Origin of the sequence: Synechococcus sp. J7-Johnson, assembly GCF_024345795.1 — a bacterium.
Taxonomy (GTDB): Bacteria; Cyanobacteriota; Cyanobacteriia; order PCC-6307; family Cyanobiaceae; genus Regnicoccus_A.
This window is the reverse complement of the sequence record NZ_JAGQBU010000005.1, coordinates 1-12805: the sequence shown is the minus strand read 5'-3', so window position 1 is coordinate 12805 and position 12805 is coordinate 1. Positions and strand designations below refer to the sequence as shown.

The 12805-nt window shown below is 68.3% G+C and carries 14 protein-coding genes; 8 read left to right on the top strand and 6 right to left on the bottom strand.

Annotated features, from left to right (window positions below; all coding sequences use genetic code 11):
• Window positions 1-2: 2 nt before the first annotated feature.
• Window positions 3-683, top strand: a complete 681-nt coding sequence (locus tag KBY93_RS03885; protein WP_255092936.1) for a GDSL-type esterase/lipase family protein — start codon at window positions 3-5, stop codon at window positions 681-683.
• Between the two features lie 129 nt (window positions 684-812).
• A complete protein-coding gene (locus KBY93_RS03880) occupies window positions 813-1751 on the top strand; it encodes a sigma-70 family RNA polymerase sigma factor (protein ID WP_255092935.1) in 939 nt (312 codons plus the stop codon).
• On the opposite strand, the gene KBY93_RS03875 is transcribed toward KBY93_RS03880, so the two are convergent.
• Entirely contained in the window at window positions 1669-2415 is a 747-nt protein-coding gene (locus KBY93_RS03875; protein ID WP_255092934.1) for a DUF92 domain-containing protein, read from the bottom strand. The two genes, KBY93_RS03880 and KBY93_RS03875, sit on opposite strands and share 83 nt — an antisense overlap.
• A 152-nt stretch (window positions 2416-2567) precedes the next feature.
• Between KBY93_RS03875 and KBY93_RS03870 the strand changes: the two genes are divergently transcribed.
• Window positions 2568-2990, top strand: a complete 423-nt coding sequence (locus KBY93_RS03870) for a hypothetical protein (protein ID WP_255092933.1) — start codon at window positions 2568-2570, stop codon at window positions 2988-2990.
• Here the strand turns inward: KBY93_RS03870 and KBY93_RS03865 are convergent.
• Together KBY93_RS03865 and KBY93_RS03860 are read right to left on the bottom strand one after the other, a co-directional pair.
• Window positions 2956-3747: a 16S rRNA (uracil(1498)-N(3))-methyltransferase gene (locus KBY93_RS03865; protein ID WP_255092932.1), complete on the bottom strand. Its 792-nt coding sequence runs from the start codon at window positions 3745-3747 to the stop codon at window positions 2956-2958. The genes KBY93_RS03870 and KBY93_RS03865 overlap by 35 nt on opposite strands.
• An 8-nt stretch (window positions 3748-3755) precedes the next feature.
• Window positions 3756-4208: a DUF3531 family protein gene (locus KBY93_RS03860; protein ID WP_255092931.1), complete on the bottom strand. Its 453-nt coding sequence runs from the start codon at window positions 4206-4208 to the stop codon at window positions 3756-3758.
• 85 nt (window positions 4209-4293) lie between these two features.
• Here KBY93_RS03860 and KBY93_RS03855 point away from each other — a divergent pair, with 85 nt between their 5' ends.
• A complete protein-coding gene (locus tag KBY93_RS03855; protein ID WP_255092930.1) occupies window positions 4294-4941 on the top strand; it encodes an ABC transporter ATP-binding protein in 648 nt (215 codons plus the stop codon).
• 19 nt (window positions 4942-4960) lie between these two features.
• On the top strand, window positions 4961-5875 hold the full coding sequence (hslO, locus tag KBY93_RS03850; RefSeq protein WP_255092929.1) for an Hsp33 family molecular chaperone HslO: 915 nt from the start codon (window positions 4961-4963) through the stop codon (window positions 5873-5875).
• Here hslO and KBY93_RS03845 read toward each other — a convergent pair.
• The 3 genes from KBY93_RS03845 to KBY93_RS03835 all read right to left on the bottom strand — a co-directional run bounded on the left by KBY93_RS03845 (window position 5872) and on the right by KBY93_RS03835 (window position 8616).
• Window positions 5872-6561 (bottom strand): CPP1-like family protein, encoded by a 690-nt coding sequence (locus KBY93_RS03845; RefSeq protein WP_255092928.1) that lies wholly within the window; start codon window positions 6559-6561, stop codon window positions 5872-5874. The two genes, hslO and KBY93_RS03845, sit on opposite strands and share 4 nt — an antisense overlap.
• 105 nt (window positions 6562-6666) lie before the next feature.
• Entirely contained in the window at window positions 6667-6891 is a 225-nt protein-coding gene (locus KBY93_RS03840; RefSeq protein ID WP_255092927.1) for a hypothetical protein, read from the bottom strand.
• A 60-nt stretch (window positions 6892-6951) separates the two neighbouring features.
• Window positions 6952-8616 (bottom strand): peptide chain release factor 3, encoded by a 1665-nt coding sequence (locus tag KBY93_RS03835; protein WP_255092926.1) that lies wholly within the window; start codon window positions 8614-8616, stop codon window positions 6952-6954.
• 183 nt (window positions 8617-8799) lie between these two features.
• Here KBY93_RS03835 and nrdJ point away from each other — a divergent pair, with 183 nt between their 5' ends.
• The 3 genes from nrdJ to KBY93_RS03820 are packed head-to-tail and all read left to right on the top strand — an operon-like array spanning window position 8800 to window position 12695.
• Window positions 8800-12225, top strand: coding sequence for a ribonucleoside-triphosphate reductase, adenosylcobalamin-dependent (gene nrdJ, locus KBY93_RS03830; protein WP_255093052.1), 3426 nt, complete (start codon window positions 8800-8802; stop codon window positions 12223-12225).
• The gene (locus KBY93_RS03825) at window positions 12222-12491 is read left to right on the top strand and encodes a hypothetical protein (protein WP_255092925.1); all 270 of its coding nucleotides are present in this window, start codon (window positions 12222-12224) and stop codon (window positions 12489-12491) included. Before nrdJ ends, KBY93_RS03825 begins: the two co-directional genes overlap by 4 nt.
• A gap of 21 nt (window positions 12492-12512) precedes the next feature.
• Window positions 12513-12695 (top strand): TMEM175 family protein, encoded by a 183-nt coding sequence (locus tag KBY93_RS03820; protein WP_255092924.1) that lies wholly within the window; start codon window positions 12513-12515, stop codon window positions 12693-12695.
• The last annotated feature ends 110 nt before the right edge of the window (window positions 12696-12805 follow it).

Below are 12805 nucleotides of genomic sequence, written 5' to 3'. Positions count from 1 at the left end.
CCATGGCCGTGACCGCGACGCCGCGCAAGCTGATCGTGCTGGGGGACAGCGGTGTCTATGGCTGGGGCGATCCCGATGGCGGCGGCTGGTGCGAGCGGCTGCGGCGCCACTGGATGGGGCTGCCTGATGGACCGGTTCTGTACAACCTGGGGGTGCGCGGTGATGGCCTGGAGCGACTGGCGGCGCGACTGCATGGGGAGGTGGGCTCCCGCGGTGAGCTGCGCCGTCAGGCTCCCCAGGGGATCGTGATCAGCGTGGGCCTGAACGACACGGCCCGGGTCGGGCGGCCCGACGGTCGCCACCAGCTGGCACCGGAGGCCTTCCTGTTCGGGTTGCAGCAGCTGCTGCGGGAGGCGGTGCGGCTGGCGCCGGTGCTGGTGATCGGGCTCACCCCCGTGGACGAAGCGGTGATGCCCTTCGCAGGCTGCCTCTGGTATCAGCTGGCAGTCGTGCACCAGTACGAGCGCCTGCTGGAGGAGGCATGCCTGGAGGCCGATGTGCCCTTCCTGCCCCTGCTGGAGCCCCTGCTGCAGGACCCCCACTGGAACCGGCTGCTCGGTGCCGACGGCCTGCATCTCAATGCCGACGGCCATGCCCGGGTGTACGAGCGGGTGCGCCAGTGGCCAGCCCTGCAGAGCTGGGCGGGGCTGGAGTTGGGTCTGGCCCGCACGCTGGCCCGCTGAGCCCGCCGGCCTGGTGTTGAACACCCGATAAGTCACCCATCTGGGGGAGGGGAGTTCCCCGGTTGGGGTGAAGCGCCAGCAGTGCCATGGGACAGAGGGTGGAAACACGGACCCACCGCTGTCCCCGCCATGCCCGATTCACGCCCCCAGCCCCACCAGGACCAGGACCTGCACAGCCTCAATGCCGAGTTGCTGCAGCGTTTCCGCAGCAGCGGCGACCACCGCCTGCGCAACCGGTTGGTGGAGCTGAATCTGCCCCTGGTGCGCCGGGTGGCCGTGCGCCAGAGCGCGAGCACCGCAGTGCCGCTCGACGACCTGGTGCAGCTGGGCTGCCTTGGGCTGATCCGGGCGATCGAGGCCTTTGATCCGTCCCGCCCCACCGCCCTGAGCAGCTTTGCGGTGCCATACATCCGCGGGGCGATGCAGCACCACCTGCGCGATCACGGCCATCCGCTGCGCTGCTCCCGCCAGCTGCGCGAGCTGCACCGCCGCGGCCAGGCCCTGCAGCAACAGCGCCAGCATCTTCAGCTGCCTGCCCTGGGGGAGGAGGCGCTGGCGGCTGCCCTGGGCTGCTCGCCCCAGCGCTGGCGCGAGGCACTGGAGCTGCACCAGGCCCTGCGGCTCTGCAGCCTCGATGCCCCCGCCGCTGAAGGGGACGAGCGGGGCTGCACGCTGCTGGATCGGCTGCCGGCCCGGGAGCGGCCGGAGTCGCGCCGGGCTGAGCATGAGGGAGAGGAGGAGTCGCTCTGTTGCGAAGGCGAGAACCAGCGCTGGGTGAAGCTTCGGCTGGATCGGCTCGATCCCTGCCAGCGCCAGCTGCTGCTGGAGCGGGTGCTCCATGGCGCTTCCTGGCGGCGGCTGGGGGTGGATCAGGGGCTGCCGGCCAGGGTCATCCAGCGGCGCTTCGATGCTCTGGTGCTGCTGTTGCGCGGAGAGATCATGGAGCTGGTTGAGACTCGCCATGCTCCGCCGGTCTGGCCGACGCTCAGAGCCCCAGCAGCGGTGCCAGGCCCATCGCCAGCAGGGCTGCGATCAAGGTCTGCAGGCCGTTCACGAGTTCATTGCTGAGCCAGACCAGGCGCCCCTGCAGGGTGGCGCCGATCAGGCTCTCGATCAGCGTGGCCACCAGCCCCACCGCGGTCACCAGCATGGCCGCGCTGGCGGAAGGCAGCAGGCCGAGGGCCAGCAGAACCGTGGCCATCACGCTGCTGCCGCCGAGGCTGGCGAGGGAGCCCTCCAGGCTGATGGCCCCTTCGCTGCCTGGGGGCACCGGCCGCAGGGTGGTGATCAGCACGGTGGTGCGGCCCCAGCGCTTGCCGATCTCGCTGCCGCAGGTGTCGGCCAGCTTGGCGGCGAAGCTGGCGGCAAAGCCCAGCATCAACAGGGGAACAGGCGCTCCCGGCAAAGTGGTCAGCAGGGCCAGCACGGCGCCGGTGGCCGCCGATCCCCAGACGTTCTCAGGGCCGCGCCGGCCGCCGCGGCCCTCGGCCAGCCCCTGCTCCCGCTTGCGCCGGATTCCCAGCCGGGTCACGGCCGAGCCCAGGGCCAGATAGAGCACCACAGCCAGCCAGCCACGCCAGCCCAGGGAGCCCCAGAGCAGGGTGCCGAGGATGCCTGCGTGCACCCAGCCGGCCCTGGTGAGCAGCGGCAGCCGCTGGGCCAGGGCGATCAGCACGGTGTTGATCGCGAAGGCCAGCAGCCACTGGGCCGCAGGCGACGGGGCGAGAGGCATGGCGGACAGACGAAGACCACCAGTTTCCCCGGCGCCGATGGCGCTGCTGCTGCCGGCGCCGCTGCAGGCCTCTGTTGCACTCCCCTAAGGGCAGGCGGTGGCGGAGCCGTCGCGGCGGATAATCAGCCCATACGACCTGGCTGGCCGGCGTCATGATCTTCAAGCCCAAGGGGTTCTTCCTCAACCTCGACAAGGACGCGCCCGCCAAGCCAGCGGTGGTGGCCCCCGTGGCGGCCACGCCAGCCAAGGACAAGGGTGCCAAGGGCAAGGCCGCCGTCAAGGCTGAACCAGCTGCGGCCGTGGCCGCCCCGGTGGGCGCTGCCGCTGTTGGAGCTCCAGCCGCCGCTGCCACCCCAGCTGCTGCCGCATCCACTTCAGCCGCCCCGGCGTTGACCACTGCCGAGGCGATCGCAGCTGAGCTGCGTCTTGAGCAGGAAAACCGTCCGGCCCCCAGCGTCATCACCTTCTCCCCCGAGCGCCTGAGCCCCTCCGGAGCGCTGCCCAGGGCCCGCCGCCGCGCCGGCGCCAACATGGGGATGTTCAAGCAGATGGCGAGCGGCATGCTCGGCCGCTGAGCTGTTGGCCCCTGGCCTCCCGCCACTGCACCAGCGAGGCCAGACCCGCCACGGCCGCTGTGGAGGTGCGCAGGATGTGGGGGCCGAGGCTCACGGCCTGCCAGCCGGCAGCCTGCGCGGCCGCTGTTTCGGTGGGGCTCCAGCCGCCCTCCGCTCCGATCGCCAGCGCCACTCCAGGGATTACCTCAGCTGAATCACCAGCTGCGCCTTGTGCCAGGGCAGCACCCACCAAGGGCAACTCCGCGTCCCGGGTGCTGGCCAGCAGCGATAGCGCTGCGCGCGGTTCGCTCAGGTAGGTGATCGCCTCCAGCGGCTCCAGCAGCTCGGGCAGCCAGAGGCGTTCGCACTGCTCGCAGGCCTCGCGCAGGATCGTCTGCCAGCGGTTCGCCTTCCAGCTGCCGCGGATGGCCCCATGCTCGGCAACAAGTGGCTGGAGGCGGTCCACCCCCAGCTCGCAGGCCATGCGGACCACCACATCGAAGTCGAGGCGGGGCACAGCCACCGCCAGCTCCAGCCAGGGGCTGGGGGCTTCCTGGCGCTGCAGGGGCTGGTCGAGCGGTTGCTCGAGCTGGGCCTCGGCATCAGCGAGCAGCACGGCGCTCCAGAGCTGCCCCCGGCCATCGGCCACGGCGAAGCGCTGGCCGGGGCCGTAGCGCAGCACGCGGCTGAGGTAGCGGCTCTCCTCGGCGACCAACGCCAGGCTGGGGCCAGCCTCCAGCCGCTCGGGTGTGATCAGCAGGCGGCGCAGCTCACGCACCACCGGCCTCAGTTGGCGCCGTGGGGGAAGAGGGCCTCGGGCACCTCCTCCACGGGCCAGTCGTCATTGACGCCGCCGATCACGATCTCCTCGATCTCGACCACGTCGTTGTTGAGCTGACGCAGGGCGTTGATGAGTACATCGAGGGCCACCCCATCGCTGGTGCCCAGGTCGACCCAGCAGCGGCACCAGTCGTCGCGGTATTCCGGTTCGCCCATGCTGTGCATCAGCGCGGGGAGGGTCGCTTCGGCGGCATCGATGTCGTAGTGCATGGCGCTGAGGTCGATCCCCTCCTCATGCACCTGCAGGCTTTCGGCGTTGAAGCCCCCCAGCTTGCCCAGGAAGAACCAGCTGTCGAACACGGTGTCGACGTAGCCCCGCTCCCCCTGACCGGGATTTTCGGGAAAGCGCACCCAGATCCAGCAGTTGAACGGATCCACCTCGCGGAAGCGTATTTCCATGCGCGTTGCTCCTTTCAGCATCGACCGTTGACCCCCATCAAACACGGTGGCGGCTGCTGCAAGCTGGTGCGGTCCGTGGTCCCCCATGCTGGAGCTCCGATCGGTCCGCTACCACCCGGCCACCACGCCTGAGCCGGTGCTGCGGGATGTGAATCTGACGCTGCCCGTGGGTGAGCCGGTGCTGGTGGCGGGCCGCAGCGGCAGTGGCAAGAGCACCCTGCTGGAGCTGATCAGCGGGCTGGCGGAACCCAGTGGCGGCACGATCCTCTGGCAGGGCCAGCCGGTGACAGCCCGTCAGCGCCGCTGGCTGAGCGGCCTGGTGTTCCAGTTCCCCGAACGCCATTTCCTCGGCTTGAGCGTGGGCCAGGAGCTGAAGCTGGGGCAGCGCCGGCTGGGCAGCGAGCGGCTGGAGGCGGTGCTGGGCCAGGTGGGCCTGCAGGGGGTGTCGTTGCAGCAGGCGCCGGAGCGGCTCAGCGGCGGCCAGCAGCGACGTCTGGCCCTGGCGGTGCAGCTGCTGCGCGACCCGAAGCTGCTGCTGCTGGATGAGCCCACCGCCGGGCTGGACTGGTCGGTGCGCCACGAGGTGCTGCAGCTGATCGCCCAGCTAGGCCGCCAGCGGGCCCTGCTGGTGGTCACCCATGAGCCGGAGGTGTTCCAGGGGGTGGTGAGGCAGGCCTGGCGGCTGAGCGACGGGGGCCTTCAGGCCCTGCCTGCACTTCGTACGATGCCCTGAGTTGGCGGAGGGCGCAGCGATGCCCGATCAGTTGGTGCGGGCCACGGCGGCCGATGGGGGAATCCGCCTGGTGGCGGCGCTCACCACGGTCACCAGCCGCTATGCCCGGCGGCGCCATGGCCTCTCGTACCTCACCACAGCCCTGCTCGGGCGGGCGATGACGGCCGGCCTGCTGCTGGCCAGCTCGATGAAGGTGGCCCACGGGCGGGTGAACCTGCGCATCCAGTCGGATGGACCCCTGCGCGGGCTGATGGTGGATGCGGGCCGTGACGGCAGCGTGCGCGGCTACGTGGGCAATCCGGGCCTGGAACTCGACCTGATCGAGGAAGACGACGGCCAGCATCAGTTCGACTTCCGCCAGGCCACCGGCACCGGCTACCTGCACGTGGTGCGCGACCAGGGCAAGGGGGAGCCGTTCAGTAGCACGGTGGAACTGGTGAGCGGCGGCATCGGCGAGGACGTGGCCTCCTACCTGCTCCACTCCGAGCAGACCCCCTCGGCGGTGTTCGTGGGCGAGCAGATCGACAGCAGCGGGGTCCGTTGCGCCGGCGGCGTGCTGGTGCAGGTCCTGCCCAAGGCGGCACGGGAGCCTGCGCTGGTGGCGCTGCTGGAGGATCGTTGCCGGGAGATCAGCGGCTTCAGCGCCCGCCTGGCCGCCTGCAAGGACGACCTCAAGCTGTTGTTGGAAGACATCTTCCCCGACCTCGATCCCCAGCTGCTGGAGGACGCCGAGGCCCGTCAGGATGTGACGTTCCATTGCCCCTGCACCCGCCGCCGCAGCGTCAATGCGCTGCGAATGCTGGGTGAGCAGGAGCTCGCCTCGATCCTGCGCGAGGACGGCCGCGCTGAACTCACCTGCCACTTCTGCAACGAGGTGTACGGCGTGGAGGAAGGGGAGCTGCGGGAGCTGATCGCCGAGTTCTCGCTGGCTTAGGCGATCAGCAGGGCGCCGAGCAGCAGCAGGATGAGGGCCGGCAGGCTCTGCACCTGCTGCAAGGCCAGGGGCAGCCCGAGCGGCAGGGCTGGATCGAGCCCCAGCGTGAGCAGACCGCCCAGGAGCAGGCCAACGCTCAGCAGGGCGAAACTCCAGCCAACGGCGGCCAGGAAGCGACCGTTGCGGCGCCTGAGGTTGACCACCGTGACGCCGGTGGCCAGGGCCAGCAGCACTTCGGCTGAACCCGGCGGTGTGACCAGCAGCAGCAGCAGGAGCAAGCCATCGGCCACCAGGGGAAACCAGCGCTCACGGCCCTCGGCCAGGGAGAAGCTGGGCAGGGAGAAGCTGGGTGCCTGCAGCTTGTTGCCGCCGCTGAACTGGGGCAGGGAGGGCAACTGGGGCAGGGAAGGCCGGGAGGGGACTCTGGCCGGCGCCGGTTTGATCTCCTCTCGCTTGGAGGCGCTGACCGCAGCGCTGCTCACCTTGCCCTGCTGCCGCTCCCGCAGCCGCTCCATCAGCACCGCGTCGTAGGCGGCTTCCACCTTGGCGCGGGCCTGGGGGTCGTCAGCGACCGCATCGAGCTGATGCTGGCGAGCCGCCTGCACCTCATCGAAGCTGGCGTCGGGGGTGACACCGAGCCTTTCGTAGGGACTGCCGTTGGGGGCAGGTTCAGAACCGATGGTCATGGCCTCCGGTGCGTGGGGCTGGGTCGTGGCCCGAGCGTATCGAGGCGCGGGGCGAGGCGCTGTGCATCAGGGGCTTAATGAGACCTGACGGCCCGGGGCGGCGGCTCAGAACAGGGGTTCGCTGCAGTGGTAGCCCGCGTCCTGCTGCAGCTCGAGGCGCCGGGCCTCGGCTTCCTCGATCGCCAGCCAGTGACGGCTCTTGAGCAGGGGCATCTGGGGGGGCAGGTGGCTGCCTTCGCGGATCTCCACGGCTTCATGGCTGGGCAGGAAGCGGACGTAATCAGACCCTCCATCCCGGCGGGGGCGAACCAGCCAGATCGGCTGAGGCATGGCCGTCACCTTGACCTTTCGTTGCAATTGATTCTGGCGAGGCCAGCGGCGGGCTGTGGCTCAGATCGCGATCGGCTCCACGCCGCTCACCACCGGCGCCACGGCGCTGAGTTCGAGCTCGGGGTGATCCTCCTTGAGCTGGTTGAGGTTCCACTCGTTCTTGAACAGCAGCACCGGCCGGTCCCAGGCATCGCGCACGGTCTTGCAGTTGAAGATGCGGCCCACCTTCTCCAGCGCCGGCCAGCCGCCCGCCACCCAGCGAGCCACGCTGAAGCCAAGCGGTTCCAGGCGTGTCTCCACCCCGTATTCGTTCTCCAGCCGGTACTGCACCACCTCCATCTGCAGCTGACCGACGGCCGCCAGGATCGGATCGCGCTTGCTGGCGTCGGTGTCGTAGAGGATCTGCACCGCCCCCTCCTCGCGCAGCTCATTCACCCCCTTGCGGAAGCTCTTGAAGGCCGAAGGGTTGGGGTTGCGCAACCAGGCGAAGATTTCGGGGCTGAAGCAGGGAATGCCCTCGTATTCCACCTTCTGGCCCACGTAGAGGGTGTCGCCGATGGCGAACATGCCGGGGTTGTTGAGGCCGATCACATCACCGGGGTAGGCGGTTTCGACCACCTCGCGGTCCTGGCCGAACAGCTTCTGGGGGCGGGATAGGCGGATGGTGCGGCCGCTACGGGCATGGCGCACGCTCATGTCCTTGTCGAAGCGGCCCGAGCAGACCCGCACGAAGGCGATGCGGTCGCGGTGGCGGGGATCCATGTTGGCCTGCAGCTTGAACACGAAGCCGCTGAACTCGGGCCGCAGCGGATCGACGGGGCCGTCGTGGCTGGTGCGGGCCACCGGCCGCTGGGCCAGCTCCAGGAAGGCATCGAGGAAGGGATGCACACCGAAGTTGGTCATCGCCGAACCGAAGAACACTGGGCTGAGCTCACCGGCATGCACCAGCTCCAGGTCGAGGTCGGCACCGGCGCCATCGAGCAGCTCCAGTTCCTCGATGGCCTGAGCCAGGAGTTCCGGCTCCACCAGGCCTGTCAGTTCGGGGCTGCCGGCGGCCAGGCGTCGCTCGGCGGCCTGGCGACCCCGCTCGGCCCGGGTGAACAGGATCACGTCGCGGCTGTGGCGATCGATCACACCGCGGAAGCGGTCGCCGCTGCCGATCGGCCAGTTCACCGGCCAGCAGGTGAGGCCCAGCTCGCTCTCGATCTCATCGATCAGCTCCAGCGGCTCGCGCCCGGGCCGATCCATCTTGTTGATGAAGGTGAAGATCGGAATCCGCCGCATGCGGCAGACCTCGAACAGCTTGCGGGTCTGGGGCTCGAGGCCCTTGGCGGCGTCTTCCAGCATCACCGCGTTATCGGCGGCGGCCAGGGTGCGGTATGTGTCCTCGGAGAAGTCCTGGTGGCCGGGGGTATCGAGCAGGTTGATCGTGCTGCCGTCGTAGTCGAACTGGAGCACGGTGGAGGTGATCGAGATGCCGCGCTGCTTCTCCAGTTCCATCCAGTCGGAGGTCACCTTGCGCTGTTCGCCCTTGGCCTTGACGGCCCCCGCCTGCTGAATGGCACCGCCGTAGAGCAGCAGCTTCTCGGTGAGGGTGGTCTTGCCCGCGTCGGGGTGGGAAATGATCGCGAAATTGCGTCGCCGGGCCACGGCCTCAGCCAGGGCCTGCTGCTCGGGGTCCACGGCCCCGCTCTGTGGTGCCCTGGTGCTGCTGCTGCTGGTCATGGGCTCAGCCTGACAGGCCACGCCAGGGCACTGCCACTGGTGGCCGCCAGCGCTTGCACCCCCTACTGGTGGCGTTATGGTTCACCAACCTGACCACCCCCCTCCGCCGTGACCCTCACCCCAGCGCGCCCCGATCTGGTTGATTCCGCCGCAGCGGTGGGCCAGGAGGCCAGTGCCGGCAGGTTGCAGGGCGGCCAGATTGGTGCCAATGGCTTGCTGGAGCCTGATTTCCCGCCCACGGCCCCGGCGGCGAACCCCGTTTTTTACCGCACCTACTCCCGCCGGACGCCAGGCGGCCGCGAGAGCTGGCATCAGGTGGCCGAGCGCAACCTGGAGGGTCTGCGCCAGCTGGGCCATCTCAATAGCGAGGAAGTGGAGCTGATCCGGCGCATGCAGAAGCATCAGCAGGCGCTGCCGTCGGGGCGCTGGCTGTGGATCGGTGGCACCCCCTGGATCGAGCAGCGCCATAACTTCTCCGGCGCCTACAACTGCACCTCCACCAACCTGATCGACTGGGAAGCCTTCGGTCTGATGATGGACCTGGCAATGATGGGCTGCGGCACCGGCGCCATCATCGAGCCGCACCTGATCGAGCGGCTGCCGCTGGTGCGCAACCGGCTGGTGATCGAGAGCGTCAGCCCGATCGGCCTCACCCCCGCCGGCCAACGCCAGGAGGCCACCAGCCACAGCATCGATGGCAACCGGGTGTCGATCAAGGTGGGCGACACCCGCCGCGGCTGGGTCGACAGCTATCAGCTGCTGCTGGAACTCAGCAGTGATGAACGCTTCGACGCCGAGGCCCCGATCACGGTGAGTGTGGACCTCTCCGATGTGCGGCCGGTGGGCGAAACGCTGAAGGGCTTCGGCGGCATGGCCAACCCGGTGAAGCTGGGCGACCTCTACGGCCGCGTGGCCCAGATCCTCAACAAGGCGATCGGCCGCCGGCTCACCTCGGTGGAGTGCTGCCTGCTGATTGATGAGGCGGCGGTCACGATCGTGGCCGGCAATATCCGCCGCAGCGCCGGCATGCGTCAGTTCTCCGCGGAGGATTCCTCCGCTGCAGGCGCCAAGGAAAACCTCTGGCAACAGGACGCTGAGGGCAACTGGAGCATCGACCCCGAGCGCGATGCGCTGCGGATGGCCAACCACACCCGGGTTTTCCACAACCGCCCCTCTAAAGAAGTGGTGCTGGAGGCAGTGGTGAAGCAATTTCAGAGCGGCGAAGGAGCGATCCAGTTCGCGCCGGAGGCGATCGCACGCTCGAATGCCGATCTGCTGACCACCCCGGAGCTGCGCAGCGAGTTCATCGACATCTATGTGGACCAGGGCCGCGAGGAAGCCGGCCGCTGGTTGCAGCTGCATCATCCAGAGATCAGTGACGCCGAGCTGGAGCACCGTCTGGGGCGCTATGGGCTGAATCCATGCGTCACCGCCGACACCTGGGTGCTCACCGACGAGGGGCCGCGTCAGGTGAACGAGCTGATCGGCCGTCAGCACAGCACCTATGTGAACGGCGAGCTGTTCAGCACCACCCCGGCCGGTTTCTTCGCTTCGGGCGTGAAGCCGGTGCTGAAGCTGCGCACCAAGGAGGGCCAGGAACTGCGGCTCACGGGCAACCACAAGGTGCTGAAGGTGAGCGCGCAGACCCAGAAGGCGCAGTACACCGAGTGGGTGGAGGCGCAGACGCTGCAGCCCGGCGACCGGGTGAAGCTGCACGATCACCGCGACGCCCAGCCCTGGGATGGGGCGGGTAGTGAAGAGGAGGGCTGGCTGCTGGGCAACCTGGTGGGTGACGGCAGCCTGGTCGCCACCCAATGGAGCGACACAGCGGTGTTGCGCTACTGGGGCGAGGGCCGCGAGGCGATGGCCGAGCGGGCCGTTGGCCTGCTGGAGCGGGCGGTGGGCTACCGCCGTCGCACCGCTGAGGTGTGCCTTCATGAGCAGCTGCAGCACCGGGTGGTGAGCTCCAGCGGCCTGGCCAAGCTGGCAGCTACCTATGGCATCCAGCCGGGAAGCAAGCAGGTGGGTAAGGTGATCGAGCGCACCAGCCACGGCTTCCACCGCGGCTTCCTGCAGGGTCTGTTCGATGCCGACGGCAGTGTGCAGGGGCGGCAGCTCAAGGGCGTGAGCGTGCGCCTGGCTCAGAGCGATCTGGGCACACTCAAGGCAGCGCAGCGGATGCTGGGGCGGCTGGGAATCATCAGCACGATCTATCAGAACCGCAGGCCGGAGGGTGAGCGGTCGCTGCCCGACAGCAACCGCGAACTGGCCAGTTACTGGTGCCAGGCCCAGCACGAGCTGGTGATCGCCAACGACAACCTGCAGGTGTTCGCCGAGAGAGTGGGTTTCAGCGACCGGCAGAAGCAGGAGCGTCTGGATGAGGCGCTGGCGAACTACTGCCGCACCCCGAACCGCGAACGCTTCACCGTCACGGTGGAAGCCGTGGAGGCCGACGGCGTGGAGGCGGTGTACGACTGCACGGTGCCGGGCCCTGCACGGTTCGACGCCAACGGCCTGGTGGCGCACAACTGCGGCGAGATCCTCGGCGCTGATTTCCACTGCAACCTGGCGGAAGTTCATCTGAACCGGATCGATCCGGCTGACCACCAGGCCCAAGCCGATGCCTTCACCGCTGGCGGCCTGGCGGTGGCCTGCCTGCTCAACCACGACTTCGAAGTGGAGCGCTACCGCCAGAGCCGCGCCTGGGATCCGATTGTGGGGGTGAGCTTCACCGGTCTGTTCGACTTCTTCGTGCATGCCTTCGGCACCCCCTGGTTGAACTGGTGGGAGCAGGGGCGCCCCGAAACCGAGGAGGGCCTGGCGTTCAAGGCCCAGGAGGCGGAGTACCTGAGCCGCTGGAAGCAGATCGTGAATGAAGCGGTGTGGGACTACTGCGACCGCCACGGCCTGCGGCGCCCCAACCGCTGCACCACCGTGCAACCGGCCGGCACCAAGAGCCTGCTCACGGGCGCGTCCCCCGGCTGGCATCCGCCCAAGGCGCAGCGCTTCATCCGCCGCATCACCTTCCGCAAGAACGATCCGGTGGCCCTGGCCTGCATGGACTACGGCTACACGATCGTGCCCAGCCAATCCGACAAGGACGAGCAGGGGCGCCTGCTGGATGATCCCTTTGATCCCCGCTGCGGTGAATGGCTGGTTGAGATTCCAACTGAGGTGAGCTGGGCGAACATCCCGGGCGCTGATGCGGTGGAGATCAACAACTTCTCGGCGCTGGCCCAGTTCGACTTCTACATGCAGGTGCAGAAGCACTACACGGCCCATAACACCTCCGCCACGGTGGAGTTCCGCGAGAACGAGATCGAGCCGCTGGCCGAGGCGATCCACCAGGCGATCGATGGAGGAGAGGGTTACATCTCGGCGGCGCTGCTGGCCCGCTTTGATGCCAATGCCACCTTCCCGCGGCTGCCGTTCGAGCCGATCGACCAGGCCACCTACACCCGCCTGCAGCAGGAGGTGGCCGCCCGCTGCCGCACTGCTGATTTCTTTGAAGCGCTGCAGCGTTACGACCAGGGCGAACTGGTGGAAGCTGGTCCTGCCGGTTGCGATTCCGACAAGTGCCTGATGCCCCTGGCCAAACCCGCCTCATGAGCTCCCGATCCTGGCCTGCGGGCCTGGTGATCAGCCTGCTGTGCCTGAGCCTGCCCGCCCGGGCCAGCAGCGATCTCAACCCCGATATCGAGAAGATGTGCCAGGGCCTGGCGGCGATCAACACCGAGCTGGGCGCCACGGCAGCTCCGGGCTCACCGATGGGCAAGCGCATGCAGAACGAGTTGTCGCTCAGCCAGGCTCAATACGGCGCCCTGTGGTCGCTGATGAAGCTCACGCCCACCAGTACCTGCTCCTCGTTGTATTGAGTGAGCCGGAACTCCTCAGCCATGGGTCGCGGACGCCTTGAAGCCTTCAGTGACGGAGTGCTCGCCATCATCATCACGATCATGGTGCTGGAGCTCAAGAGCCCGGACGGGGAAGGTGTCTGGGCATTACTGTCCCTGGCACAGATCTTCTTCAGCTATGCGCTGGTGGCCCTGATCTTGCTCATCTCTAACGAACAAGGATAGATCGTGCGCAGCCACGATCTTATCCGGTGGTTGGACTAGCCCTTTTCGCTATTGACCAGTGGCTTACGGTAGATACGTCGGCCCGAATCTCAGCTTTCCTTCTGAATTCC

What these genes read in the sequence shown, in the direction of transcription:
- KBY93_RS03880 (WP_255092935.1), top strand. Translation starts at nt 813, where the DNA reads ATGCCCGATTCACGCCCCCAGCCCCACCAGGACCAGGACCTGCACAGC.
- KBY93_RS03855 (WP_255092930.1), top strand. Translation starts at nt 4,294, where the DNA reads ATGCTGGAGCTCCGATCGGTCCGCTACCACCCGGCCACCACGCCTGAG.
- KBY93_RS03835 (WP_255092926.1), bottom strand. Translation starts at nt 8,616, where the DNA reads ATGACCAGCAGCAGCAGCACCAGGGCACCACAGAGCGGGGCCGTGGAC.
- KBY93_RS03860 (WP_255092931.1), bottom strand. Translation starts at nt 4,208, where the DNA reads ATGGAAATACGCTTCCGCGAGGTGGATCCGTTCAACTGCTGGATCTGG.
- KBY93_RS03875 (WP_255092934.1), bottom strand. Translation starts at nt 2,415, where the DNA reads ATGCCTCTCGCCCCGTCGCCTGCGGCCCAGTGGCTGCTGGCCTTCGCG.
- KBY93_RS03840 (WP_255092927.1), bottom strand. Translation starts at nt 6,891, where the DNA reads ATGCCTCAGCCGATCTGGCTGGTTCGCCCCCGCCGGGATGGAGGGTCT.
- KBY93_RS03885 (WP_255092936.1), top strand. Translation starts at nt 3, where the DNA reads ATGGCCGTGACCGCGACGCCGCGCAAGCTGATCGTGCTGGGGGACAGC.
- hslO (WP_255092929.1), top strand. Translation starts at nt 4,961, where the DNA reads ATGCCCGATCAGTTGGTGCGGGCCACGGCGGCCGATGGGGGAATCCGC.
- KBY93_RS03825 (WP_255092925.1), top strand. Translation starts at nt 12,222, where the DNA reads ATGAGCTCCCGATCCTGGCCTGCGGGCCTGGTGATCAGCCTGCTGTGC.
- KBY93_RS03870 (WP_255092933.1), top strand. Translation starts at nt 2,568, where the DNA reads ATGATCTTCAAGCCCAAGGGGTTCTTCCTCAACCTCGACAAGGACGCG.
- KBY93_RS03820 (WP_255092924.1), top strand. Translation starts at nt 12,513, where the DNA reads ATGGGTCGCGGACGCCTTGAAGCCTTCAGTGACGGAGTGCTCGCCATC.
- KBY93_RS03845 (WP_255092928.1), bottom strand. Translation starts at nt 6,561, where the DNA reads ATGACCATCGGTTCTGAACCTGCCCCCAACGGCAGTCCCTACGAAAGG.